The sequence below is a fragment of the Streptomyces thermocarboxydus genome (assembly GCF_024760485.1).
Taxonomy (GTDB): Bacteria; Actinomycetota; Actinomycetes; order Streptomycetales; family Streptomycetaceae; genus Streptomyces; species Streptomyces cellulosae.
Map to the genome: position 1 here is coordinate 1,625,869 of NZ_CP058273.1, position 25,768 is coordinate 1,651,636.

20 protein-coding genes and 1 pseudogene are annotated in these 25,768 nt (G+C 71.1%); 8 read left to right on the plus strand and 13 right to left on the minus strand.

The genetic code is table 11. From position 1 onward, the window contains the following. Positions 1 to 30: 30 nt before the first annotated feature. Entirely contained in the window at positions 31 to 984 is a 954-nt protein-coding gene (locus AY578_RS07665) for a heme o synthase (protein ID WP_161108448.1), read from the minus strand. Between the two features lie 341 nt (positions 985 to 1,325). Here AY578_RS07665 and tkt point away from each other — a divergent pair, with 341 nt between their 5' ends. Genes tkt through pgl form a run of 5 tightly spaced genes read left to right on the plus strand, consistent with a single transcriptional unit; the run spans position 1,326 to position 7,940 of the window. After that, positions 1,326 to 3,413 carry a transketolase gene (gene tkt, locus AY578_RS07670; RefSeq protein WP_019522238.1) on the plus strand — a complete coding sequence of 696 codons (2,088 nt, stop codon included), beginning with the start codon at positions 1,326 to 1,328 and terminating at the stop codon, positions 3,411 to 3,413. Between the two features lie 34 nt (positions 3,414 to 3,447). Further along, a complete protein-coding gene (tal, locus tag AY578_RS07675; RefSeq protein WP_210638198.1) occupies positions 3,448 to 4,566 on the plus strand; it encodes a transaldolase in 1,119 nt (372 codons plus the stop codon). A gap of 4 nt (positions 4,567 to 4,570) precedes the next feature. Further along, positions 4,571 to 6,094, plus strand: coding sequence for a glucose-6-phosphate dehydrogenase (gene zwf, locus AY578_RS07680; RefSeq protein WP_028960688.1), 1,524 nt, complete (start codon positions 4,571 to 4,573; stop codon positions 6,092 to 6,094). Next, positions 6,091 to 7,158 carry a glucose-6-phosphate dehydrogenase assembly protein OpcA gene (opcA, locus tag AY578_RS07685; RefSeq protein ID WP_136239264.1) on the plus strand — a complete coding sequence of 356 codons (1,068 nt, stop codon included), beginning with the start codon at positions 6,091 to 6,093 and terminating at the stop codon, positions 7,156 to 7,158. Before zwf ends, opcA begins: the two co-directional genes overlap by 4 nt. Beyond that, positions 7,155 to 7,940, plus strand: coding sequence for a 6-phosphogluconolactonase (gene pgl / locus AY578_RS07690; RefSeq protein WP_136239263.1), 786 nt, complete (start codon positions 7,155 to 7,157; stop codon positions 7,938 to 7,940). The genes opcA and pgl overlap by 4 nt, the downstream gene beginning before the upstream one ends. Before the next feature lie 141 nt (positions 7,941 to 8,081). Here pgl and AY578_RS07695 read toward each other — a convergent pair whose 3' ends face one another. The 5 genes from AY578_RS07695 to AY578_RS07715 form a co-directional block, all read right to left on the minus strand. Continuing rightward, positions 8,082 to 8,921: a carbohydrate ABC transporter permease gene (locus AY578_RS07695; protein WP_019527484.1), complete on the minus strand. Its 840-nt coding sequence runs from the start codon at positions 8,919 to 8,921 to the stop codon at positions 8,082 to 8,084. Then, on the minus strand, positions 8,918 to 10,282 hold the full coding sequence (locus AY578_RS07700) for an ABC transporter permease (protein WP_136239262.1): 1,365 nt from the start codon (positions 10,280 to 10,282) through the stop codon (positions 8,918 to 8,920). The genes AY578_RS07695 and AY578_RS07700 overlap by 4 nt, the downstream gene beginning before the upstream one ends. A gap of 5 nt (positions 10,283 to 10,287) precedes the next feature. Then, a complete protein-coding gene (locus AY578_RS07705) occupies positions 10,288 to 11,616 on the minus strand; it encodes an ABC transporter substrate-binding protein (protein ID WP_026244218.1) in 1,329 nt (442 codons plus the stop codon). A 76-nt stretch (positions 11,617 to 11,692) separates the two neighbouring features. Then, positions 11,693 to 13,312, minus strand: a complete 1,620-nt coding sequence (locus AY578_RS07710) for a glycoside hydrolase family 13 protein (RefSeq protein WP_136239261.1) — start codon at positions 13,310 to 13,312, stop codon at positions 11,693 to 11,695. A 184-nt stretch (positions 13,313 to 13,496) separates the two neighbouring features. Continuing rightward, on the minus strand, positions 13,497 to 14,768 hold the full coding sequence (locus AY578_RS07715; RefSeq protein ID WP_019527488.1) for an ABC transporter substrate-binding protein: 1,272 nt from the start codon (positions 14,766 to 14,768) through the stop codon (positions 13,497 to 13,499). Between the two features lie 126 nt (positions 14,769 to 14,894). Here AY578_RS07715 and AY578_RS07720 point away from each other — a divergent pair, with 126 nt between their 5' ends. From AY578_RS07720 to AY578_RS07730, 3 genes and pseudogenes are all read left to right on the plus strand, one after another. Beyond that, on the plus strand, positions 14,895 to 15,410 hold the full coding sequence (locus AY578_RS07720; protein WP_028960684.1) for a PadR family transcriptional regulator: 516 nt from the start codon (positions 14,895 to 14,897) through the stop codon (positions 15,408 to 15,410). Further along, positions 15,407 to 16,159 (plus strand): ABC transporter ATP-binding protein, encoded by a 753-nt coding sequence (locus tag AY578_RS07725; protein ID WP_019527490.1) that lies wholly within the window; start codon positions 15,407 to 15,409, stop codon positions 16,157 to 16,159. The genes AY578_RS07720 and AY578_RS07725 overlap by 4 nt, the downstream gene beginning before the upstream one ends. 217 nt (positions 16,160 to 16,376) lie before the next feature. Then, positions 16,377 to 18,614: pseudogene (locus AY578_RS07730) on the plus strand (FtsX-like permease family protein). A 35-nt stretch (positions 18,615 to 18,649) separates the two neighbouring features. On the opposite strand, the gene AY578_RS07735 reads toward AY578_RS07730, so the two are convergent. From AY578_RS07735 to gap, 7 genes are all read right to left on the minus strand, one after another. Continuing rightward, a complete protein-coding gene (locus tag AY578_RS07735) occupies positions 18,650 to 19,648 on the minus strand; it encodes a hypothetical protein (protein WP_026244220.1) in 999 nt (332 codons plus the stop codon). A 90-nt stretch (positions 19,649 to 19,738) separates the two neighbouring features. Next, positions 19,739 to 21,394, minus strand: coding sequence for a glucose-6-phosphate isomerase (pgi, locus tag AY578_RS07740; protein WP_258902199.1), 1,656 nt, complete (start codon positions 21,392 to 21,394; stop codon positions 19,739 to 19,741). Positions 21,395 to 21,533: 139 nt separating this feature from the next. Further along, positions 21,534 to 21,869: an RNA polymerase-binding protein RbpA gene (locus AY578_RS07745; protein ID WP_003957010.1), complete on the minus strand. Its 336-nt coding sequence runs from the start codon at positions 21,867 to 21,869 to the stop codon at positions 21,534 to 21,536. Between the two features lie 212 nt (positions 21,870 to 22,081). Continuing rightward, complete coding sequence (secG, locus tag AY578_RS07750; protein ID WP_019525267.1) at positions 22,082 to 22,318, minus strand: preprotein translocase subunit SecG; 237 nt, start codon at positions 22,316 to 22,318, stop codon at positions 22,082 to 22,084. Between the two features lie 139 nt (positions 22,319 to 22,457). Beyond that, complete coding sequence (gene tpiA, locus AY578_RS07755; RefSeq protein ID WP_019525268.1) at positions 22,458 to 23,234, minus strand: triose-phosphate isomerase; 777 nt, start codon at positions 23,232 to 23,234, stop codon at positions 22,458 to 22,460. A 6-nt stretch (positions 23,235 to 23,240) separates the two neighbouring features. Further along, a complete protein-coding gene (locus AY578_RS07760) occupies positions 23,241 to 24,452 on the minus strand; it encodes a phosphoglycerate kinase (RefSeq protein WP_136237720.1) in 1,212 nt (403 codons plus the stop codon). A gap of 159 nt (positions 24,453 to 24,611) precedes the next feature. Then, positions 24,612 to 25,619, minus strand: coding sequence for a type I glyceraldehyde-3-phosphate dehydrogenase (gene gap, locus AY578_RS07765; RefSeq protein ID WP_019525270.1), 1,008 nt, complete (start codon positions 25,617 to 25,619; stop codon positions 24,612 to 24,614). Between the last annotated feature and the right edge of the window lie 149 nt (positions 25,620 to 25,768).

Genomic DNA, 25,768 nt, shown 5'->3' on the forward strand with positions numbered 1-25,768 from the left:
GCCCCGCCCGTCGGCGTGCAGGCGTGCGTCTCAGCGCAGGAAGGGGTCCACCGCGATGGCGACGAAGAGCAGGGAGACATAGGTGATGGACCAGTGGAAGAGGCGCATCTCCTTGAGCTTGGCGCCCGTCACCTCGGCCTTGGCGCGGTTCAGCAGCGCGTGCGCCTCCCACAGCCACCAGCCGCCGGCCGCCAGGGCGACCGCGGTGTAGAACCAGCCGGTGTAGCCCATCGGGGTGAGGAGCAGCGACACGCCGACCATCACCCAGCTGTAGAGGACGATCTGCTTGGCGACCGCCTTGTTGCCGGCGACGACCGGCAGCATCGGCACGCCCACGCGCGCGTAGTCCTCCTTCACCTTCATGGACAGCGGCCAGTAGTGCGGCGGCGTCCAGAAGAAGATGACGAGGAAGAGGACGACCGGGGCCCAGGACATCGAGTTGGTGACGGCGGACCAGCCGATCAGCACCGGCATGCAGCCGGCGATGCCGCCCCACACGATGTTCTGCGCCGTGCGGCGCTTGAGGATCATCGTGTAGACGACGACGTAGAAGAGGAGCGCGCCGAGGGACAGCCAGGCGGACAGCCAGTTGACGGTCAGGCCGAACAGCAGCGTCGAGACGACCGCCAGGGTGATGCCGAAGACCAGGGCCTCACGCGGGCTGACCATGCCGGTCACCAGCGGGCGCTGCGAGGTGCGGTCCATCAGCGCGTCGATGTCGCGGTCGATGTACATGTTGAGCGCGTTGGCGCCGCCGGCCGACAGATAGCCGCCGAGGCAGGTCAGCAGCACGAGCGTCAGGTCGGGCACGCCCTGCTGCGCCAGGAACATCACCGGGACGGTGGTGATGAGCAGCAGTTCGATGATCCGCGGCTTGGTGAGAGCCACGAATGCCGTCACACGGGCCCGGAACGGCCGATGCGCAGGGCTCTGACTCGTCCCCAAAACCCCCGCCGGGCGGGATTCAACGGCCGTCACGCACACCCCTACAGAGACATCCCAGCGAGCCTTTCCCTGTGAAGTGCCGGTAAAGGCTCGCGCGTACCACGCCACTCTAGACGTTGCCCAGACCCCGGCATTCGCGGGGGTCCGGTCGTGTTGGCGGACCCCTCTCCGAGGTGCGTCCCGAAGCTCGATTGAGCACGCGGATGAGCGGCTCCGTATTCATCTGCCGAATGCGGAAACTTCCCAGTCAGGAGGCGCGTCCCGGGGAGTGCCCGCACTCTGGAATGACCCGGAAAAAGGCACGTCCTACGGGGGTAGGCTCGACCACGCCGGTGGGCAATCGCCGGCATCCGACATGTGGAGAGGAGCCCTGACTCAGGGTGAGCACCAAGCCGACCACCACAGACCTCGAGTGGACCGAACTGGACCAGCGGGCCGTCGACACCGCCCGCGTCCTGGCCGCCGATGCCGTACAGAAGGTCGGCAACGGCCATCCGGGTACGGCGATGAGCCTGGCGCCTGCCGCCTACACCCTCTTCCAGAAGGTGATGCGGCACGACCCGGCGGACGCCGACTGGGTCGGGCGAGACCGCTTCGTGCTGTCCGCCGGCCATTCGTCCCTGACCCTCTACACCCAGCTCTACCTGGCCGGCTTCGGCCTGGAGCTGGACGACCTGAAGTCCTTCCGCACCTGGGGCTCGAAGACTCCGGGCCACCCGGAGTACGGGCACACCACGGGCGTGGAGACCACGACCGGCCCGCTCGGCCAGGGTGTCGCCAACGCGGTGGGCATGGCGATGGCCGCCCGCTACGAGCGCGGGCTGTTCGACCCGGAGGCCCCCGCCGGGGAGTCCCCGTTCGACCACTACATCTACTGCATCGCCGGTGACGGCTGCCTCCAGGAGGGCATCTCCGCCGAGGCCTCCTCGCTGGCCGGGCACCAGAAGCTCGGCAACCTGGTCCTGCTGTGGGACGACAACCACATCTCGATCGAGGGCGACACCGAGACGGCCGTCTCCGAGGACACGGTCAAGCGGTACGAGGCGTACGGCTGGCACGTGCAGCGTGTGGCGCCGAAGCCCGACGGGGACCTGGACCCGAACGCGATCTACGACGCGATCCAGGAGGCGAAGAAGGTCACCGACCGGCCGTCCTTCATCGCGATGCGCTCGATCATCGCCTGGCCCGCGCCGAACGCGCAGAACACCGAGGCCGCGCACGGCTCGGCGCTCGGCGACGACGAGGTCGCGGCCACCAAGCGGGTCCTCGGCTTCGACCCGGAGAAGACCTTCGAGGTCGCCGACGAGGTCATCGCGCACACCCGCAAGGCGCTGGAGCGCGGCCAGGCCGCGCGCGCCGTGTGGGAGAAGTCCTTCCAGCAGTGGCGGGACAACAACCCGGAGCGCGCCGCCCAGTACGACCGCATCGCCGCGGGCGAGCTGCCCAAGGGCTGGCAGGACGCGCTGCCGGTGTTCGAGCCGGGCAAGGGCGTCGCCACCCGCGCCGCCTCCGGCAAGGTGCTGCAGGCGCTCGGCGCGGTGATCCCGGAGCTGTGGGGCGGCTCGGCCGACCTCGCCGGCTCCAACAACACCACGATCGACAAGACGTCGTCGTTCCTCCCGGCGGACAACCCGCTGCCGGAGGCGAACCCGTACGGCCGCACGATCCACTTCGGCATCCGCGAGCACTCCATGGCCGCGGAGATGAACGGCATCGCGCTGCACGGAAACACCCGCATCTACGGCGGCACCTTCTTGGTGTTCTCCGACTACATGCGCAACGCCGTGCGTCTGTCGGCGCTGATGCACCTGCCGGTGACGTACGTGTGGACGCACGACTCCATCGGTCTCGGCGAGGACGGCCCGACCCACCAGCCGGTCGAGCACCTCGCGTCGCTGCGCGCCATTCCGGGCCTGAACGTGGTCCGCCCGGCCGACGCGAACGAGACCGCGATCGCCTGGCGCGAGATCCTCAAGCGCTGGACCAAGGAGTTCGGCAAGGGCGCCCCGCACGGTCTGGCGCTCACCCGCCAGGGCGTGCCGACGTACGAGCCGAACGAGGACGCGGCCCGCGGCGGGTACGTGCTGTTCGAGGCCGAGGGCGGCGAGCCCGAGGTCGTCCTGATCGCCACCGGCTCCGAGGTGCACGTCGCCGTCGAGGCGCGCGAGCGGCTCCAGGCCGACGGTGTGCCGACGCGCGTGGTGTCCATGCCGTCCGTGGAGTGGTTCGAGGAGCAGGACCAGGGGTACCGGGACAGCGTCCTGCCGCCGTCCGTGAAGGCGCGTGTGGCCGTCGAGGCGGGGATCGGCCTCACCTGGCACAAGTACGTGGGCGACGCCGGCCGCATCGTCTCGCTGGAGCACTTCGGCGCCTCGGCCGACGGCAAGGTGCTGTTCGAGAAGTACGGCTTCACCGCCGACAACGTGGCCGCCGTCGCGCGGGAATCGATCGCCGCCGCCCGGCGCTGACGCTCACACACGACACGTAGGAGATGGAATTTCCATGACAGACGCACTGAAGCGCCTTTCCGACGAGGGCGTCGCGATCTGGCTGGACGACCTGTCGCGCAAGCGGATCACGTCCGGCAACCTGTCGGAGCTGATCGACCAGCAGCACGTCGTGGGCGTCACCACCAACCCGACGATCTTCCAGAAGGCGATCTCCGAGGGCGACGGCTACGACACGCAGCTGGCCGACCTCGCGGCCCGGAAGGTCACCGTCGAGGAGGCCATCCGGATGATCACGACGGCGGACGTCCGTGACGCCGCCGACATCCTGCGTCCGGTCTTCGACGCCACCGACGGCCGTGACGGCCGGGTGTCCATCGAGGTGGACCCGCGGCTGGCGCACGACACCCGCGCGACGGTCGCCGAGGCCAAGCAGCTCGCCTGGCTGGTGGACCGGCCGAACACCCTGATCAAGATCCCGGCGACCGAGGCGGGCATCCCGGCCATCGCCGAGGTCATCGGCCTGGGCATCAGCGTCAACGTCACGCTGATCTTCTCCCTGGAGCGCTACCGCAAGGTGATGGACGCGTTCCTGACCGGCCTGGAGAAGGCCAAGGAGCGCGGCCTGGACCTGTCGAAGATCCACTCCGTGGCGTCCTTCTTCGTGTCCCGCGTGGACACCGAGATCGACAAGCGGATCGACGCGCTCGGCACCGACGAGGCCAAGGCGCTGCGCGGCAAGGCCGCCATCGCCAACGCGCGCCTGGCGTACCAGGCGTACGAGGAGGTCTTCTCCACGGACCGCTGGGCCGCGCTGGAGCGCGAGGGCGCCAACAAGCAGCGTCCGCTGTGGGCGTCGACCGGTGTGAAGGACAAGGCGTACAAGGCGACGATGTACGTCGACGAGCTGGTGGCGCCGAACACGGTGAACACCATGCCGGAGGCGACGCTGTTCGCCACCGAGGAGCAGGGCGACATCCGGGGCAACACCATCGCGGGCACGTACGAGCAGGCGCGCGCCGACCTCGACGCGGTCGAGCGGCTCGGCATCTCGTACGACGAGGTGGTGCGGCTTCTGGAGGACGAGGGCGTCGACAAGTTCGAGGCGTCCTGGAACGACCTGCTGAAGTCGACCGAGGCGGAGCTTCAGCGCCTCGCCCCTTCGGAGGGCTGAGATCTTGTCGAGCAGCAATCCGCTGCGTGACCCCGCCGACCGACGGCTCCCGCGTATCGCGGGGCCGTCGGGCCTGGTCATCTTCGGCGTCACGGGTGACCTGTCGCGCAAGAAGCTGATGCCGGCCGTGTACGACCTCGCCAACCGGGGGCTGCTGCCGCCGGGCTTCTCGCTGGTGGGCTTCGCCCGCCGGGAGTGGGCGAACGAGGACTTCGCGCAGGAGGTCCACGACGCGGTCAAGGAGCACGCGCGGACCCCCTTCCGTGAGGAGGTCTGGCAGCAGCTCATCCAGGGCATGCGCTTCGTGCAGGGTACCTTCGACGACGACGAGTCCTTCGAGCGGCTGCGCGGCACGATCGAGGAGCTGGACAAGGCACAGGGCACGGGCGGCAACTTCGCCTTCTACCTGTCGGTGCCGCCGCGGTCCTTCCCGGTGGTCATCCAGCAGCTGAAGAAGCACGGTCTCGCGGACCAGACGGGCGGCTCCTGGCGGCGCGCGGTCATCGAGAAGCCGTTCGGGCACGACCTGAAGTCGGCCGAGGAACTGAACGCCATCGTGCACGAGGTGTTCGCTCCGGACCAGGTCTTCCGGATCGACCACTACCTGGGCAAGGAGACCGTCCAGAACATCCTGGCGCTGCGCTTCGCCAACACGATGTTCGAACCGATCTGGAACCGGTCCTTCGTGGACCATGTGCAGATCACCATGGCCGAGGACATCGGCATCGGCGGCCGGGCCGGCTACTACGACGGCATCGGCGCCGCCCGCGACGTCATCCAGAACCACCTGCTGCAGTTGCTCGCGCTGACCGCGATGGAGGAGCCCGCCTCCTTCGACGCGGACGCGCTCGCCGCGGAGAAGACCAAGGTGCTCGGCGCCGTGCGGCTGCCGAAGGACCTGGGCAGGGACACCGTCCGCGCGCAGTACGCGGCCGGCTGGCAGGGCGGCGCGAAGGTCATCGGCTATCTGGAGGAGGAGGGCATCGACCCGTCCTCCAAGACCGACACCTACGCGGCGATCAAGGTGGGCATCGACAACCGCCGCTGGGCGGGCGTCCCCTTCTATCTGCGTACCGGCAAGCGCCTCGGCCGCCGGGTCACCGAGATCGCGGTGGTCTTCCAGCGGGCGCCGCACTCCCCCTTCGACACCACGGCCACCGAGGAGCTCGGCCAGAACGCCATCGTGATCCGCGTCCAGCCGGACGAGGGCGTCACGGTGCGGTTCGGCTCGAAGGTGCCGGGCACGTCGATGGAGATCCGGGACGTGTCGATGGACTTCGCGTACGGCGAGTCGTTCACCGAGTCCAGCCCGGAGGCGTACGAGCGGCTGATCCTCGACGTCCTGCTCGGCGACTCCAACCTCTTCCCGCGCACGGAGGAGGTCGAGCTGTCCTGGAAGATCCTCGACCCGATCGAGGAGTACTGGGACGCGCACGGCAGGCCGGCCCGGTACCAGGCCGGCACCTGGGGACCCGTCGAGGCGGACGAAATGCTCGAGCGAGACGGACGGAGCTGGCGCCGGCCATGAAGACAGACCTCACGGACACCACGGCCAGCAAGATCAACAAGGCGCTGGTGAAGGCGCGGCGGGCCATAGGCACGCCGGCCGTCGGCATGGTGCTGACCCTGGTCATCGTGACGGACGAGGAGAACGCCTACGACGCCTTGAAGGCGGCCGGCGACGCCTCGCGCGAGCACCCCTCGCGCACCCTGGTCGTCATCAGGCGCGTCTCCCGCTCCCCGCGCGACCGGACGCAGTCGCGGCTGGACGCCGAGGTGCGGGTCGGCGCGGACGCGGGCACCGGCGAGACGGTGGTCCTGCGGCTGTACGGCGAGGTCGTCGACCACGCCCAGTCGGTGGTGCTGCCGCTGCTGCTCCCCGACGCCCCGGTCGTGGTGTGGTGGCCGGTGAACGCGCCGCTGGACCCGGCGAACGACCCGCTGGGCGCGCTGGCCCAGCGCCGGGTGACCGACACCTACGCGTGCGAGCAGCCGGTGAAGGAGCTGGCCGCCCGCGCCGACGCCTACACCCCGGGCGACACGGACCTGTCGTGGACCCGCATCACGCCGTGGCGTTCGATGCTGGCCGCCGCGCTGGACCAGGTCGCCTGCCAGGTGCAGGGCGTCGAGGTGGAGGGCGAGGAGTTCAACCCGAGCTGCGAGCTGCTGGCGATGTGGCTCGCGGACCGGCTGGACGTGCCCGTGCGGCGCACCCGTTCCGCGGGCCCGGGTCTCACGGCGGTCCGGATGGACACCGACTGCGGCCCGATCGTGCTGGACCGCGCCGACGGTTCGCTGGCGACGCTGGCCATCCAGGGCCAGCCGAAGCGGGCGGTGGCGCTGAAGCGCCGGGACACCGCGGAGCTGATCGCGGAGGAGCTGCGCCGGCTCGACCCCGACGACACCTACGCGTCGGCCCTGCGCTACGGCGTGGAGCGGCTGAAGCAGGGGGACGGCGGTGACGCGCCGGCCAAAGGAGAACGGGACGCCGGGGCACGCGAGGCCGTCCCCGCTCCCGTCGAGTCGGCTGCGAAAGGTCCCGCGGCCGAAGCGACGGAGGAGGCACCGGTGAAGGAGGCGGCGGCGAAGTGACGACGGCACCCCAGCTGGTCGTGCACCGGGACAAGGAGCTGATGGCGCAGGCCGCGGCGGCCCGGCTGATCACCAGGATCGTGGACGCGCAGTCCTCGCGGGGCGAGGCGTCGGTCGTGCTGACCGGCGGCCGCAACGGCAACGGCCTGCTGGCCGCGCTGGCCGCCGCCCCGGCCCGGGACGCGATCGACTGGTCGCGCCTGGACCTGTGGTGGGGCGACGAGCGGTTCCTGCCCGAGGGCGACCCGGACCGCAATGTCACCCAGGCCCGCGAGGCGCTGCTGGACGCGGTGCCGCTGGACCCGAAGCGCGTGCACGCCATGCCCGCGTCGGACGGCCCGCACGGCTCGGACGTGGAGGCGGCGGCCGCCGCCTACGCGGCGGAGCTGGCCGCGGCGGCGGGCCCGGAGGACCACGGCCCGGTGCCGTCCTTCGACGTCCTGATGCTGGGCGTGGGCCCGGACACCCATGTGGCGTCCCTGTTCCCCGAACTGCCCGCGGTCCGCGAGACGGAACGCACGGTGGTGGGCGTCCACGGCGCCCCCAAGCCCCCGCCCACCCGCATCACCCTCACCCTCCCCGCGATCCGCGCGGCCCGAGAGGTGTGGCTGCTCGCGGCGGGCGAGGACAAGGCGGAGGCGGCGGCGATCGCGCTCTCGGGCGCGGGCGAGATCCAGGCCCCGGCAGCGGGAGCGTACGGCCGCAGCCGCACGCTGTGGCTCCTGGACGCGGCCGCGGCGTCGCAGCTCCCGAGGTCGCTGTACCCGCCGGCGACGCCGTGATCCTTCAAGTCCGCACGGCGCAGTCCAGCCCGTCCGGCGTTTGAGGACGAGGCCCGAAGGGCCGAAGGGGGCAAGGGGCGCAGCCCCAGGGACGGGAAGGGAAGGGGCGGAGGGGGCGACCAACCCTCCCCGCCCCACCCCCTACTTCACGGACCCCGCCATGACCCCCTGCACAAAGTGCCGCTGGAACGCGAAGAACACCACCACCGGCACCACCAGCGACAGAAACGCCCCCGGCGCCAGCACATCCACGTTGCTGCCGAACTGCCGGATCTGCGACTGCAGCTCCACCGTGAGCGGCTGCGACGAACTGTCCGCGAACAGCAGCGCCACCAGCATGTCGTTCCACACCCACAGGAACTGGAAGATGGCGAGGCTGGCGATCGCCGGCCGCCCCACCGGCAGCACGAGCCGGGTGAAGATCCGCCACTCGCTGCCGCCGTCCATCCGCGCGGCCTCCAGCATCTCCTTCGGCATCTCCGCGAAGTAGTTCCGCAGCAGGAACACCGCGAACGGCAGCCCGTAGGCGACGTGGAACAGCACGACACCGGGGATGGTCCCGAACAGGCCGAGCTGTCCGAAGAGTTTGGCGACCGGCAGCAGACCGATCTGCACGGGCACCACCAGCAGCGCCACCACGACCAGGAACACCGTGTCCCGTCCGGGGAACTCCAGCCAGGCGAAGGCGTATCCGGCGAGCGCGGCGACGACCACGACGAGCACGGTGGTCGGCACCGAGATGAGCACGGTGTTCCAGAACGCCTGCGTGATGCCGGAGTTCTCCAGCAGCGCCGAGTAGTTGTCGAAGGACAGCTGCCCGGGGCTGCTGAACACGGTCCACCAGCCGCCCTTCGCGGTGTCCTCGGCGGACCGCAGCGAGGACAGGAACAGGCCGGCCAGCGGGGTCATCCAGACCAGCCCGATGACGACCAGGAAGGCCTGCACCACCGCGTTGCCCAGGCCGCGACGGATCACGTTCATCGCTGACTCCTCTTGAAGCGGCGGACGTTGAACACCATGGCCGGGATGACCAGGAGCAGCAGCAGGACGCCGAGCGCGCTGCCCAGCCCCTGGTTGTTGCCGCCGCCGAAGGACACCAGCCACATCTGGGTGGCGAGGACGGTCGCGTCCTCCTGCACGGGTCCGGGCGCGATGATGTAGACGAGGTCGAAGACCTTCATCACGTTGATCACCAGCGTCACGAACACCACGGTCAGGACGGGCGCGAGCAGCGGGACGGTGATCCTGCGGAAGATCTGCCACTCGTTGGCGCCGTCCATCCGGGCCGCCTCGAGCGCGTCCCGGGGCAGCGTGGACAGGCCCGCCCCGATCAGCACCATCGCGAACCCGGTCCAGATCCACAGGTACGCCCCGATGATCGCCGGGGTGACCAGCGCCGGACCGAGCCAGGAGACGCCCTCGTAGGGCGGAGCGAAGTTGTCCGAGGGCAGCTTCAGGGCGTACGCGCCGTCGTCGAGGCCGGTGAAGCGGAAGGAGCCGTCGGACGCGGTGGTGGCGCTCGCTACCGTCTTCCCGTCGCGCACCGCCTCGACGGTCACGCCGGGCAGTCCGCTCTCCTCGAGGTCGACCACGCCCTGCTTCCCTCCCCCGCCGGGCGTGAAGTCCAGGTACACCACGCCGCGTACCTCGTCCGGGGCGGCCGTGTCCGACGCCGCCTTCGACGCGGGTCCGGCCTCGCCGGGCAGGTCCTTGGGGGCGACGCCGACCAGGCCGAGCGCCTGCGTGTCGCCGGGTGAGACGTCCGCTGCGGTGACGTAGGAGCCGTCCGGTTCCCTGGTGAGGCCCTGACCGTCGCGGGCGCGGGCGGTCGGGTAGGAGGAGCTGCCGGCGAAGGCGTCGTGGACGGAGACGACGGCCGCGTTGAGGACGCCCTTGTCGGGGTCCTCGTCGTAGGCGAGCCGGAAGATGATGCCGGCGGCGAGGAAGGAGACCGCCATCGGCATGAACAGCAGCAGTTTGAAGGCGGTGGCCCAGCGGACCTTCTCCACCAGCACGGCGAGGATCAGGCCGAGCCCGGTGAGCAGGGTCGGGGCGACGACGACCCAGACGGCCGTGTTGCGGATGGCCGTGAGGGTCGCCGGGTCGCGGAACATCTCGGCGTAGTTCTCGCCGCCGACGAACTCGGTGCCGGAGGCGTCGAAGAAGCTGCGGCCGACGGAGAACAGCACCGGGTAGACGACGAGCGCGCCGAGCAGCAGCAGCGCGGGGAGCGCGAACAGCAGGGCGACGATCCGGCCGCGCCGGCGCAGGCGCCGCCCGCGCGCGCCGTCGGGGCGCGCGGGGGCGGGCGGGGTCGCCTCTTTCACGACTGTGGCGGTCATGGCCGTCAGTTCCCGTAGGCCTTGGCGGCGGCCTTCTCGAGCTCGGCAGCGGTCTTCGCCGGGTCGGACGGGTCACGCAGGAAGTCCTGGAGGATCTTCCACTCGCCCGCGCCCTTGGTGCCGCCGAACGCCGCGGGGGCCTGGTCGGACATGTCGAAGCGGACCGAGTCGCCGGCCTTCACCAGGGACTCGGCGGTGGCGCGGGTGACGTCGTCGCCGTAGGAGGACAGGTCGAGCTTCTTGTTCGGGGAGAGGAAGCCGCCCGCCTCGGCCCAGACGGCCGCGGCCTCGGGGCTCGCCAGGTACTCGACGAGCGCCATGCCGGCCTCGCTGTTCTTGCCGTCCTTGAGGACGACGGCCGCGTCGCCGCCGCTGACCACGGGCGCCTCACCGCCGCCGACCGGCGGGAACGGGAAGAACTCGGCGTCGGTGCCGATGGTCCGGCCGAACTGGTCCTTGGCGACGCCGGCCACGAAGTCGCCCTCGTAGACCATGGCGGCCTCGGCCTCGGGTCCGAAGACCTTCTCCACCGAGCCGGGGAAGTCGGTGTTCAGGGCGCCCTTCTGGCCGCCCGCGATGAGCTGCTTGTCCTTGAACAGCTTGCCGAGGGTGGTGAGCGCGTCGACCACGGTCGGGTCGGTCCACTTGATCTCGTGCGCGGCGAGGGCGTCGTACTTCTCGGGTCCGGCCTGGGAGAGGTAGACGTTCTCGAACCAGTCGGTGAGGGTCCAGCCGTCCTGGCCGGCGACGGAGAAGGCGGCGAGTCCGGAGTCGGATATGGTCCGGCCGTTCTTCAGCATCTCGTCGTACGTCCGGGGCTCGGCGACGCCGGCCTGCTCGAGCGCCTCGGGGCTGTACCAGACGGTCGACTTGTGGGCGGCCTTGAAGTAGAGGCCGTACAGGGTGCCGTCGACGCTGCCGTAGTTCTGCCACACCTCGGCGAAGTTGGCGCCGACCGCGGACTGCACCTTCTTGTCCAGCGGCTTCAGCCAGCCCTGTCCGGCGAACTGCTTGAGCACGCCGACCTGCGGGACCATCACGACGTCGGGGGCGTTGCCGCCCTCGATCTTGCTGCCGACGACGGTGGAGACGTTGTCGCCGGTGGAGACGAACTGCGTCTTGGCGCCGGTCTTCTCGGTGAAGGCGTCGAGCACCTTCTGGAAGTTCTTCTGCTCGCTGCCGGACCAGACGCCGGCCACGGTGACGGTCTGTCCGTCGAGTGACTTGTCGCCGCCGCCGGCCGCGACGGGCTCGCCGCCTCCGCAGGCGGTCGCGCCGAGCGCGAGGACGAGGGCGGTGCATCCGGCGAGCAGGGTGGTACGTCGTCGCATCATCATCGATGTCCCTTCGGGGAAACGGGTGTTGACCGGGGCGTGCTTCTCGGCCGGGTGGTGGCCGGGGCGGTGCTTCTCAGGAGCCGTCGATCCACCAGGCGGCGGTGGAGCCGGGGAGCTCCCCGGGCCGGCAGGGGCCGCTGGAGAGCAGCGGGGTGCCGGGGACCGGGGCGGGTACGGGGGCGGTGCCGAAGTTGACCGCGCAGACGAGGTCGTCGCGGGCGAAGGCGAGGACGCCGGGCTGGGTGTCCAGCCAGCGCAGCGTGCCCTCGCCCAACTGATGCAGGGCGGACCGCAGTTGCAGACCGTCGCGGTACAGGTGCCAGGAGGAGCGGGTGTCGGCGAGGGCGCGGTGGGTGGCGTACTCGGCGAAGTAGTCGGGCTGCGGCAGCCAGGGCTTGGCGCCCTCGGCGCCGGAGGTGAAGCCGAACGGCGAGGCCTGTCCCGACCAGGGCAGCGGCACCCGGCAGCCGTCGCGGATACGGGCGCGGCTGCCGGTACGGCGGAAGATCGGGTCGGTGAGCACGTCGTCGGGCAGGTCCACGACCTCCGGAAGACCCAGCTCCTCGCCCTGGTAGATGTACGCGGCGCCGGGCAGCGCCAGCATCAGCAGCGCGGCGGCGCGGGCGCGGGCGGCGCCGAGTCCGCTGCCCTCGGGGGCGGGTTCGCCGTAGCGGGTGACGGTGCGCACCTGGTCGTGGTTGTTGAGCACCCAGGTGACCGTGGAGCCGGTGCCGGCGATGTCCTGCATGGCCTCGGAGATGACCTTGCGGAAGGCGTCGGCGTCCCAGGGCGCGCCGAGCAGGTCGAAGAAGAACGCCTGGTGGAGCTCGTCCGGGCGGACGTACTTGGCGTGCTCGCGGGCGGAGGGCACGGAGACCTCGCCGACCAGGAGGCGTTCGCGGCCGTCGCGGGCGGTGTACTCCTCGCACACCGCGCGCCAGTGCCGCCACACGTCGTGCACCTCGGGCTGGTTCCAGGCAAGCGGGTTGACCGAGTCGCGGGTGCGGGCGTCGGCCTCGGGGTCCGGGGAGTCGGGCAGTTCGGGGTGCTTGAACAGTCCCGCGGCGACGTCGATGCGGAAGCCGTCGACGCCCCGGTCCAGCCAGAACCGCAGGACCTGGTCGAACTCGTCGGCGACCTCGGGGTTGCGCCAGTTCCAGTCGGGCTGCTCGGGCGTGAACATGTGCAGGTACCACTGGCCGGGCCGGCCGTCCGCCTCGGTGACGCGGGTCCAGGCGGGGCCGCCGAACATGGCGTGCCAGTTGTTGGGCGGCTCACTGCCGTCGGGGCCGCGGCCGTCGGCGAAGTGGAAGCGGGCCCGCTCGGGGCTGCCGGGCGCGGCGGCCAGGGCCGCGCGGAACCACGGGTGGGCGCTGGAGCAGTGGTTGGGCACGACGTCGAGCAGCACCCGGATGCCCAGGCGGTGGGCGGAGGCCACCAGCCGGTCGAACTCGTCGAGGTCGCCGTAGACCGGGTCGACGTCGCGGTAGTCGGCCACGTCGTAGCCGTGGTCGTGCTGGGGCGACGGGTAGAACGGGCTGAGCCATATCCCGTCCACGCCGAGCTTCCTCAGGTACGGGAGTCCCGCCCTGACGCCGGCGAGATCGCCGATGCCGTCCCCGGTGCTGTCCAGAAAGCTGCGGACGTACACCTGGTAGATCACCGCGTCACGCCACCAATGGTGCCTGTTCACCCCGATTGACCTGTCTGTGAGGAGCGCTGCTTGTTATGCATGCATGTTAGGTAGCGGTGAACAGCGGGTGTCAATGAACGTGCGCAAGCTACCGGGAGGTTACGGGGTGCAGGCCAGGGCGAATAGGGGCGATTCCGGCGCGAACGAGACGTGCGCGTTATCTAACGTGTAACTAAGGAGAGGGTCAGCGGGAGGAGACGGCGGCCAGCTCGGCCGCCAGTCGGCGCACCGCGGCCTCCGGCGTCTGCCGCCCGCTCATCGCGTCGTGCACCACCGCCTGCACCACCAGGCTCACCTGGTCGTAGCGCGGGCTCTTGGGCCGCGGCGCGGCTGCCAGCACGCTCTCGCGCAGGGTCGGCAGATAGGGGAAGCGGCGCACCAGCTCCGGGTCGTCGTACAGACCTGCCCGTACGGGCGGCAGCGCGCCGCGCGTGAGGACCTGGCGCTGCACCCGCTCGCCGGTGAGGTACGCGAGCAGCCGGGCGGCGGAGTCGGGGTGCTCGGCGTGACTGCTGACGGCCAGGTTGGACCCGCCGAGCACGCTGGTCCCGGGACCGTCCGGTCCCGGCAGGGGCACGGCGCCGACCTTCCCGGCGACCTTCGAGCCCGGGGCGGAGGCGGCGACGTACGCGTAGGGCCAGTTGCGCAGGAAGAGCAGCCTGCCCTCCTGGAAGGCCCGCTTGGACTCCTCCTCCTTGTACGCCAGCGCCTCCTTCGGGATCCAGCCCTCGCGGACCCCTCTGGCCAGGAAGCCGATGCCCTTGCGGGCCGCCCGGGAGTCCACGGTGACGCGTTCGCCCTCGTCGCCGAGGATGGTGCCGCCCGCCGAGTAGACAGCCTCGGCCGCGTTCACGGTCAGCCCCTCGTAGGGCAGGAACTGGCCCGCGTAACCGTCGAGTCCGTGCGCGGGGGCGAGGGTCTTCGCGGCCCGTTCCAGTTCGGCCCAGGTGCGCGGCGGCGGGACGCCGGCCTCGTCGAGGACGTCCTTGCGGTACAGCAGCAGCCCGGCGTTGGTCACGTACGGCACGGCGTACAGCCGGTCGTCGTAGGTGGCCGTGTCGACGACCCGGGGCAGGAAGGTGTCCAGCGGGAACCGGTCGCGGGGCAACGGGCGGATCCAGCCCGCGGCGGCGAACTCGGAGGTCCAGCTGACGTCGATGTTCAGCACGTCGAAGCGGCCGCCCTCACCGGCCCGCAGGTCGGTGATCATCTGCGCGCGCGTCTCGTCGGCGGAGTCGGGCAGTTCGACGAGGGTGACCTCCTCGCCGGGGTGGGTGCGGTTCCAGCCGTCGAGGACGGAGCCGAGGTAGCCGGTGAGGTCCCCGGCGGTGGCGAGCGTGAGGGGTCCGCGCCCGTCCCCGGGACCCTCGTCGGCGCTCGCGCCGGAGGCGACATAACCGGTCATGACGACGATCAGGACGAGAAGGCCCCTACCCGCGGCATGGATCCACCGCATAGGTTCCTCCCTGTACACCGGCACCCGGGCACCCTTGCCGGGGTCAGAGGCCATGTATACCCGTTAGGTATGGGCGATACTAGGTCCTGCGGCACATTACCCAGGAGCGCGAGGAGGAGAGCACGAGTGCGGCTGCCCCTCCTGGCGCTGCTCGCCCGCGGCCCGGCGCACGGTTACGAGCTCAAGCAGGACCTTGAGCAACTGCTGGGCGCCGCGTACCCTCAGCCGAACGTCGGCCAGATCTACGTCACCCTCGGCCGCCTCGAGAAGACGGGGCTGATCGAGGGCGAGGCCATCGAGCAGTCGAGCCGGCCGAACAAGAAGGTCTACCACCTCACCGAGGCCGGGCACGAGGCGCTGCGCGCCTGGTTCGAGGAGACGGCGGACGAGCCGCGGGTGCGGGACGAGTTCTTCATGAAGCTGGCCCTGGCTCCGCAGACCGGTCTCGCCGACCAGATCTCACTGATCAACCGCCAGCGCCGCCAGTATCTGAACACCATGCGGCAGCTGTCGAAGCTGGCCGCCGCCGAGGACCGGGACAACCGCATCTCCCATCTGCTGATCGAGGGCGCGATGCTGCACCTGCAGGCCGATCTCGACTGGCTGGAGCGGTGTCAGGAAGAGCTGGAGGAGCTTCAGTGAGCGAGAGCGACGCTCCCCTGCTGCGCGCCGAAGGCCTGGTCAAGACCCACCACGGCGAGGGCGCCCCGGCACGCGCCGTGCGCGGCGTGGACCTGCGGGTGACCCGCGGCGAGTTCGTGGCGGTCACCGGCCCCTCCGGCGCGGGCAAGTCGACGCTGCTGCATCTGCTCGGCGGGCTCCAGCGGCCGGACGAGGGCTCCGTCTGGCTGGACGGCGAGCGCGCCGACGGCTGGAGCGAGGCGCGCTGGGCGGTGGAGCGGCGGCGGCGCATCGGGATCGTGTTCCAGTTCTTCAACCTGGTCTCCGACCTGTCGGTCGCGGACAACGTGGAGCTGCCCGCGCTGCTCGCCGGGGTCCCGCCGAAGAAGGCCCGCGCCGGGCGCCGGGAGCTGCTGGCCGAGCTGGGCCTGGAGGGCAAGGAGCGGAGCATGCCGGGCGAGCTGTCCGGCGGTGAGCAGCAGCGGGTCGCCCTGGCCCGCGCCCTGGTCAACCACCCTCCGCTGCTGCTGGCCGACGAGCCCGCGGGCAGCCTGGACAGCAGGGGCACGCGTGAGGTGATGCGGCTGCTGTCCCGCTTCCACCAGCGTGGGCAGACGATCCTGCTGGTCACGCACGACGCCCGGCTGGCGAGCGCCGCGGACCGGGTGATCTCGTTCTTCGACGGCCGGATAGCCGACGACGCCACCCTGGACGCGGGCCCGCCCCCGCGCCGGGCCGGCGCCTCCGGCGTGCTGGAGCTCAGGGACTGACATGCGCGTCCACGACCGACCCGCGAGGCACTGACATGCGCGTCACCCACCGACCCGCCGCGAGCACGCGTCCATGCGGTACGCGCCGCCCCGCCGCGCGCACGCCCATAGGCCTCACCCACCGCCCCGCCGCGGGCACGCGCACGCACGTCGTCCACCGACCCGCCGCGAGCACGCGCATACGCGTCGCCGGCCGACCCGCGAAGGGCTGAGGCCGGTGCGAGCGACTCTGCGCTGGGCGCACTCCGATCTGCGCACGCACCGCGGCGAGGCGCTGTTCCTGGTGCTCGCCACCGCGGGCATCGTGGTGTCCCTCCTGCTGGCCGCGGCCCTCTTCGGCTACGCCACCAACCCCTGGCAGCGCGTCTTCACCCAGGCGCACGGCGCCCACGTCACCCTGCACACCACCGCCTCCGCCGACGCCGGCAGGCTGACCGGCCTGGAGGGCGTGCGGTCGGTCTCCGGCCCCTACCCCACCTCCGCGCTCACCCTCGCCTCGCAGGGCGGCCGGGCCTCCGTCGAGGTGCGCGGCACACGGGACCGTCCCGAGGTGGGCCGCCCGCTCGTCACCTCCGGGCACTGGCTGGACCCGGCGACGCCCGACGGCGTGGTGCTGGAGAGCAACCTGGCCCGCGCCCTGCTCACCGCCCCCGGCGACACCCTCACCGTGCCCGGCACCGCACGGCAGTTCACCGTGGTCGGCGTCGCGGACAGCGCCGAGCCGCGGTTCCGGCCGGGCGAGCGGGCGGGGCTGGTGTGGGCGCTGCCGTCGGCGGTGCCGGAACCGGACGGGCAGGTCGTCGGGGTGCGGCTGGCCGACCCGGGCGACACCGGGTACGCCGTGCAGCGGGCGGTGACCGAACTGGGCGCCGGGGCGATCGGCGAGGTGGCGACCTGGCAGCAGGCCCGTGCCGAGGCGCAGGGCGACAACCGGCTGCTGGGGCAGGTGCTGGGCCTGTTCGGGCTGGGCGCGCTGGTCGCCGCCGGGTTCGCCGTGCACGGCGCGATCACCACCCGGATCCGGGGGCATCTGCGGGACATCTCCGTCCTCAAGGCGATCGGCTTCACGCCCGGCCAGGTGGTGCGCGTCTTCCTGATCCAGCACCTCGGCCACGCCCTGCTCGGGGCGGTGGCCGCCGCCGCGCTCACCGAGGCGCTGGGCGGCGCGGTGCCGGGACGGCTCGGGGACGCGGTGGACGTGTGGCAGGGGCTGCCCGGGCACACGGCCGCGCTGGTCGTGGTGCCGGTGGGCGCGGTGCTGTTCATCGGCGCGACGACCGGGCTGGCCGCCTGGCGGGCGGGCCGGGTGCCCCGGTGCCGGTGCCGCGTCGGCGGCGGCTCGGCGGGCGGCTGAGCGGCGGCGCGCCGGCGCTGGGCGGCGGGTGCCTCCGGCGCTGGTGCTGGGCTGGCACAAGGCGTTCACCCGGCGGTCGCGGGTCGCTGGGCGCGGTGGCCAGGCTGGCGCTGCCGCTGCTGCTGATCGGTGGTGGCGCTGAGCGCGTGGACGACGATCGACCCGCTTCCACGGCGCGCCCGAGCGGATCGGGCTGCCGGCGGCGCTCAGCGTGCGCGCGACGCCTCGCTGGACGACGGGGAGGCGCGGGAGCTGCTGGAGAGCGATCCGCAGGTCGCGGCCGCCCACCCGGGCTGGAGGTGGCCGCGCTGGTCCCGGCCAGACCGCGACGATCGCCTGCGCGGCTACGGCACGCACGAGGACCCGTACCCGTTCGCGCTGGCCGAGGGCAGGCCGGCGCACGGTCCTGACGAGGCGGTGGCGGGCAGGGCTGCTCGACCTGCGCACGTCCGGGTGGGCGACTGGGTCGGATGACCGTCGGCGACCGCCCGCAATCCTGCACATCGTGGCCGCAGCATCGAGCCGGAGAACGCGGACGGGTCATCTCCACCTCCCTCGACACGCTCCGCGCCAACGACCCGGAGATGCGCCGCCTCTACCAGGTGCGTCTCGGCCCGGCGCGACCCGGCGGAGGTGGCGGCGCGGCTCGCGGCGGAGAGCCGCGGCCATCTGGACGTGCACACCGTGGCGAACCCGGCGGACGGGCTGTCGCCGCTGCGGGCGGTGGTCCTGGGCTGGTGGCGTGCTGGCCTGATCGGTCTGGTGGAGCTGCTGACGGCGATCGGCGGCACGTCCGCGAGGGCGAGAGGGACCTGCTGGCGCTGAAGGCGGTCGGCCTGTCGCCCCGGCAGATCACCGCGGTCACGGTCACCGCCACCGCCGGCACGGCCCTGGCGGCGGTGCTGCTCGCCACCGCGCTGGGGCTGCCGCTGGCGCACTGGCTGATCGACGCCCAGGCAGGTCGAGCGGCATCGGCGCGGGCATCGCCGGCTGCCCTTCCCCGCGCTGCTGGTGCTGCTCGGCGCGGCCGCCCTGGCCGCCGTCCCGGCCGCCCGCGCGGCCCGCCGCCGCCTCGCGGACACCCTGAGCGCGGTGGCCTGAGCGGCGGGGTCGCAGGCCTTACGGTGCTGGGGCTCTCACGGACGGTACGGAGGCTGCGGGCCGGGCGGGGTGTACGGGTTCCCGCCGGGGCCGGGCGCGTAGGGGTTGCCGCCGCCCTGCCCGGGGACGAACCCGCTCCCGGGGTGCGGCTGCGGCGGGACGTAGGGGGCGCCGGGCGGAGGTCCGTACGGGTTGCCCGGGGGCGGGGCGAACGGGTTCCCCTGCGGCGGGACGTGCGGGTGCCCGGACGGCGGGCCCGGGGGCATCGGCGGGACGCGACCCGGGGCCGGCGCGTGACCGGCCGGGTGCGCCCCGAGCCTGATGCCGTAGCGCCGCCTGAGCCGGCCGGTCTCGAGCAGGGCGATCCCCGTGACCGTCACCGGGGCGCCGAGGATGAAGACGACGCCGAGGGTGAGCCCGAGTCCGTGCAGATCGCCGGTGACCAGGTCGGGGATCGCCACCAGCCAGGTGGTGACCGTGGCGAGCAGGGCGGGCAGACAGCGGTGCACGGCACCGGTGCCGAAGAAGTTGCCGGTCACCCGGAAGGCTCCCCGGGCGACGAAGCCGAGCATCCACATCATCGTGATGCCCACCCCGATGATGACGAGGGGGTTGTGCGTGGCGTTGACGGTCTGCACGAACAGCACCAGCGCGACGACGGAGCCGATGAACAGCAGGAGCAGCGCGAGGGAGTTGAGGAGCGGTGTCCTCAACTGCCGCAGCGGTCCGGTGCGCCGCCAGACGAGAAGCATCACGCCGACCGTGACGGGCGTGAGGACCAGCAGCGCCGCCGAGGCGGTGAGGGCGTTCTCCAGGAGCTCCGTGAAGTCGAAACCGCCCTCGAACACGGTGTACACACCGATGGAGGCCACCCCTCCGGCGATGACCCGGATCCGCTTGAGCCGGTCGATGGACGGGTCCAAGGACGGCGGGATCCACGCCGGGTGGAACACAGCGTCCGCCACCTTGTGCGGCCTCAGGATGTCGCGTGCCGTGAGTGTGCCGCCGGTCCACCGGCCGGGTGTTCGTGCCACTTCGTGTTCCCCCGAGTGCTCGCCGTGATCTTCGACCCGGGGATTGTACGGGAGCGGGCGGCGGCTCGCCGTCCGCTCCCGTGACGGGGGTCAGCTGCGGCCGCGCAGCTCCCGGTAGGCGGCGACCAGGGCCTTCGTCGAGGGGTCGAGGCCGGGGACGTCGGCGCCCTCGGTGAGGGCGGGCTCGACGCGCTTGGCGAGCACCTTGCCGAGTTCGACGCCCCACTGGTCGAAGGAGTCGATGTTCCAGATCGCGCCCTGCACGAAGACCTTGTGTTCGTAGAGGGCGACCAGCTGGCCGAGCACGGACGGGGTGAGCGCCCGGGCGACGATCGTGGTGGTGGGGTGGTTGCCCTGGAAGGTCTTGTGCGGGACCAGTTCCTCGGGCACGCCCTCGGCGCGCACCTCGTCCGGGGTCTTGCCGAACGCCAGCGCCTGCGTCTGGGCGAAGAAGTTGGCCATCAGCAGGTCGTGCTGGGCGGCGAGCCCGTCGCTCAGTTCCTCCACGGGCTGGGCGAATCCGATGAAGTCGGCGGGGATGAGCTTGGTGCCCTGGTGGATCAACTGGTAGTACGCGTGCTGGCCGTTGGTGCCCGGCGTGCCCCACACCACGGGGCCGGTCTGCCAGTCGACCTCACGTCCGTCCCGGCCGACGTACTTGCCGTTGGACTCCATGTCGAGCTGCTGGAGATAGGCGGTGAACTTCGACAGGTAGTGCGAGTACGGCAGCACCGCGTGCGACTGCGCGTCGTGGAAGTTGTTGTACCAGACCCCCAACAGGCCCATGAGCAGCGGCGCGTTGGCCTCCGGCGGGGCCGTGCGGAAGTGGTCGTCGACGATCCGGAACCCGTCCAGCATCTCCCGGAACCGGTCCGGACCGATCGCGATCATCAGCGACAGCCCGATCGCCGAGTCGTAGGAGTACCGCCCGCCGACCCAGTCCCAGAACTCGAACATGTTCGCCGTGTCGATCCCGAACGCCGACACCTTCTCCGCGTTCGTCGACAGCGCCACGAAGTGCCGCGCCACCGCCTTCTCGTCCCCGCCGAGCCCGTCCAGCAGCCAGCCGCGGGCGGACGTGGCGTTGGTGACCGTCTCGATCGTGGTGAACGTCTTCGACGCCACGATGAACAGCGTCTCCGCCTGATCCAGGTCCCGGACCGCCTCGTGCAGGTCCGCGCCGTCCACGTTGGACACGAACCGGAACGTCAAGTCCCGTGCGGTGTAGGCGCGCAGCGCCTCGTACGCCATCGCCGGGCCGAGATCCGAGCCGCCGATGCCGATGTTGACGACGTTGCGGATCCGCCGGCCCGTGTGACCGGTCCACTCCCCGGAGCGGACGCGGTCGGCGAAGTCGGCCATCCGGTCCAGGACCGCGTGCACGGCCGGGACGACGTTCTCCCCGTCGACCTCGACCACCGCGTCCCTGGGCGCCCGCAGCGCGGTGTGCAGCACCGCGCGGTCCTCGGTGGTGTTGATCCGCTCCCCGCGGAACATCGCGTCCCGCAGCCCGAACACGTCCGTGGCCACCGCCAGTTCCCGCAGCAGCCGCAGCGTCTCGTCGGTGACCAGATGCTTGGAGTAGTCGACGTACAGGTCACCGACCCGGAGGGTGTAGCCGGTGCCGCGGTCCGGGGCGGCCTCGAACAGCTCGCGCAGCCGCACCTCGCCGAGCTCCTCACGGTGCTTGGCCAGTGCGGTCCACTCGGGCGTCTGGTTGAGCCTGCTACGGCCGTCTGCGTTCATCTCGGACTTCAGCCTTCTTCCTTGGATGTCCCCGCTGTGCCGACTGGTATCAACCTAATTGATCAGTCGTGAGGAGAACGGAAGAGTCCGGAGAGCGAACCGGCCGTGCGGCAGACGAATGCGCCCGGTGTGCCGGTGCTTAGATCTCGCCCCGCAGCTTGGCGAGCGCCTCGGCGAGGATCGCCTCGCCGTCCGCGTCGCTGCGCCGCTCGCGCACATAGGCGAGGTGCGTCTTGTAGGGCTCGGTGCGGGGCGGGTCCGGCGGGTTGTCGCGGTCCTGCCCGGCCGGGAAGCCGCAGCGTGGGCAGTCCCAGGTGTCGGGCACCTGCGCGTCGCTGGCGAAGCTCGGCTGTGTCTCGTGCCCGTTGGAGCACCAGAAGGAGATGCGCAGCCGCGGCGCGGACTCGCCGCGCTCGGCCTCGCCCATCGGCCCCGCCCCGACCCGGCTTCCCCGGATCGCGTTGCCACTTGCCACGGTCGTAACTCCCTGCGTAATGGTGCCGCGAAGCGAGTCGGCGTACCGCTTCGCTGCGAGCGCCTCAGTCTACGTAAGGCCCAACGCGCGTCCAGTGATAGGAGTTACCTGTCTCCGCATCCAGACGCAAGCCCCATGATAGGCCGCGCTCAGCTGCGCGTACCGAACATGGGGCGTTACGTGGGGAATGCGGGCGGATCGCGCCGCGTGGGTCAGTTGTTCATCTTCATCGTGATGCCGAGCACCACGATGCACGCGAACCAGAGCAGACCGATCACGACCGTGATCCGGTCGAGGTTGCGCTCGGCGACCGAGGAGCCGCCGACGGACGACTGCATGCCACCACCGAACATGTCGGAGAGGCCGCCGCCCTTCCCCTTGTGCATCAGCACCAGCAGCATCAGCAGCAGGCTGAAGACGATCAGGGCGATGGAGAACCCCAGAACCACGGCTGGACCAACTTCCTCGGAAACGGATGGACGACACGGGGTCCAGCACCGGACTGGACCCCGCAAGAGTACGACGGATCGGCCCTGCGGCCTACTCCCGATCCCGGGGTGCGCCCGCGGGCGGGCGCACCCCGGCCGCTCACTGGTCGCGGAAGCGGATGATCTTCACGAACTCGTCGGCGTCCAGCGAGGCGCCGCCGACCAGGGCGCCGTCGATGTCGGCCTGCGCCATGATCTCGGCGACGTTGCCGGACTTCACGGAGCCGCCGTACTGGATGCGGACCTTGTCGGCCAGCTCCTGGGAGTACAGCTCGGCGAGCTTGCCGCGGATCGCCGCGCAGACCTCCTGCGCGTCCTCGGCGCCGCAGACCTTGCCGGTGCCGATGGCCCACACGGGCTCGTAGGCGATCACGACGGACTCGGCCTGCTCGGCCGGGACGTCCTTCAGACCGGCCTCGACCTGGGCGAGGGTGTGGGAGACGTGGTTGCCCGCCTCGCGGACCTCCAGCTCCTCGCCGACGCACAGGATGGGGGTGAGGCCGTGCTTGAAGGCGGCCTTGGCCTTGGCGTTGACGATCTCGTCGGTCTCGTGGTGGTACTGCCGGCGCTCGGAGTGGCCGACCGCGACGTAGGTGCACTTCAGCTTGGCCAGCATGGGGCCGGAGATCTCGCCGGTGTAGGCGCCGCCGTCATGGGCCGAGACGTCCTGGGCGCCGTACTTGATCTTCAGCTTGTCGCCGTCGACCAGGGTCTGCACGGAGCGCAGGTCGGTGAACGGCGGCAGGACGGCGACCTCGACGGCCTCGTAGTCCTTGTCGGCCAGGGCGAAGGCGAGCTTCTGGACGTGGGCGATGGCCTCGAGGTGGTTGAGGTTCATCTTCCAGTTGCCCGCCATCAGCGGCGTACGGGTGGTCATTGAGGGTCAGTCCTCCAGTGCTGCGAGGCCGGGGAGCGTCTTGCCCTCGAGGTATTCGAGGGAGGCGCCGCCGCCGGTCGAGATGTGGCCGAATGCCTGCTCGTCGAAGCCCAGGGTACGGACCGCGGCGGCGGAGTCCCCGCCGCCGACCACGGTGAAGCCCGGGGAGTCGAGGAGGGCCTGGGCGACCGCCTTGGTGCCCTCGGCGTAGTCGGGGTGCTCGAAGACGCCCATGGGGCCGTTCCAGAAGACGGTGGCGGCGTCGGCGAGCTTGGAAGCGTAGAGCTTGCGGGTCTCCGGGCCGATGTCCAGGCCCATCTTCCCGGCCGGGATGGCGTCCGCGGCGACGTTCTCGGGGTTGCCCGGCGTCTTGGCCTTCATGTCGGGGAACTCGTCGGCGACCAGGGTGTCGACCGGCAGCACCAGCTCGACGCCGCTCTTCTCGGCGCGCTCCAGGTACTCCTGGACGACCGGGATCTGGTCCTCCTGGACCAGGGACGAGCCGATCTCGTACCCCTTGGCCTTGAGGAAGGTGTACGCCATGCCGCCGCCGATGAGGATGCGGTCGGCCTTGCCGAGCAGCTGGTCGATGACGGCCAGCTTGTCGGAGACCTTGGCGCCGCCGAGGGCGACCACGTAGGGCCGCTTGACGTCGTCGGTGAGCTTCCTCAGCACGCCGACCTCGGTGGCGATGAGGTACCCGGCGTAGTGCGGCAGGCGGGCCGGGAGGTCGAAGACCGAGGCGTGCTTGCGGTGCACCGCGCCGAAGCCGTCGCCGACGTAGATGTCGGCGAGGGCGGCGAGCTGGTCGGCGAAGGCGCCGCGCTCGGCGTCGTCCTTGCTGGTCTCGCCCGCGTTGAAGCGCAGGTTCTCGACGACGGCGACCTGGCCGTCGGCGAGTGCCGCGACGGTCGAGGAGGCGGACTCGCCGACCGTGTCGGTGGCGAACGCGACGTCGGCGCCGAGGAGTTCACCGAGGCGCGTGGCGGCGGGGGCGAGGGAGAAAGCGGGGTCCGGGGCGCCCTTGGGGCGGCCCAGGTGCGAGGCGACGACCACGCGGGCGCCCGCGTCGGCGAGCGCCTTGACGGTGGGCAGCACGGCGCGGATGCGGCCGTCGTCGGTGATGGCCGTGCCGTCCAGCGGCACGTTGAGGTCGGCGCGGACGAAGACCCGCTTGCCCGCGACGCCTTCGGAGAGGAGTTCGTCGATCGTCTTCATAGGGGGCTCCCTGTCAGAGCAACGTGTTCAGCGACCTGTTCGCTCGTGATCGCTCGTGATCGAAAGAGGGCGACCGTTCCGATACGTGCGTCAGGGCCCGGACGGCGCGTCGCCGCACCGTCCGAGCCCTGCACTCATATCAGGCCGTCCGCTCCGTGATCAGAGCTGGTTGCCGATGAAGACCGTCAGGTCGACCAGGCGGTTGCTGTAGCCCCACTCGTTGTCGTACCAGCCGATGACCTTCACGTTCTTGCCCTCCTGGACCATGGTCAGGGAGGAGTCGAAGGTGCAGGACGCCGGGGCGTTGACGATGTCGGAGGAGACGATCGCGTCCTCCGTGTACTCCAGGTAGCCCTTCAGCTCGCCCTCGGCGGCCTTCTGGAAGGCGGCGTTGACCTCTTCCTTGGTGACCTCGCGGGAGAGCTCGACCACCAGGTCCGTGACGGAGCCGGTGGGGACCGGGACGCGCATGGCCATGCCGTCCAGCTTGCCCTTGAGCTGCGGCAGCACCAGGGCGGTGGCCTTCGCGGCGCCCGTGGTGGTCGGGATGATGTTCTCGGCGGCGGCACGGGCGCGGCGCAGGTCCTTGTGCGGGAAGTCAAGGATGCGCTGGTCGTTCGTGTACGCGTGGACCGTCGTCATCAGGCCCTTGACGATGCCGAAGTTCTCGTCGAGGACCTTCGCCATCGGCGCCACACAGTTGGTGGTGCAGGAGGCGTTGGAGATGACGTGGTGGTTCGCCGCGTCGTACTGATCGTGGTTCACGCCCATGACGAGAGTGATGTCCTCGCCCTTCGCCGGGGCGGAGATGATGACCTTCTTGGCGCCGCCGGCGATGTGCTTCTCGGCGTCTTCCTTCTTGGTGAAGATGCCGGTCGACTCGATGACGATGTCGGCACCCAGCTCGCCCCACGGAATGTCGGCGGGGTTGCGCTCGGAGAGGACCTTGATCGTCTTGTCACCGACAGTGATGGTGTCCTCGGTGTGCGAGACCTCCTGCTTCAGACGGCCCAGGATGGTGTCGTATTTCAGCAGGTGCGCGGTGGTCGCCGTGTCGCCCAGGTCGTTGACGGCCACGATCTCGATGTCGGCGCCCTGCTCCAGGAGCGCGCGGAAGTAGTTCCGACCGATGCGGCCAAACCCGTTGATGCCTACGCGGATCGTCACGAACCGATCTCCTCGTTGGTACGCCGGCTCTGACGCCGGCGAGCTGTATTTGGGATGTCCCCGACCACTGTCGACCCTACCTCTCCGGGGCCCCGGCCGTGACATCGAGTTGTCCCATACCCGGCAGTGCGGTCCGTACCCGCCAGTAG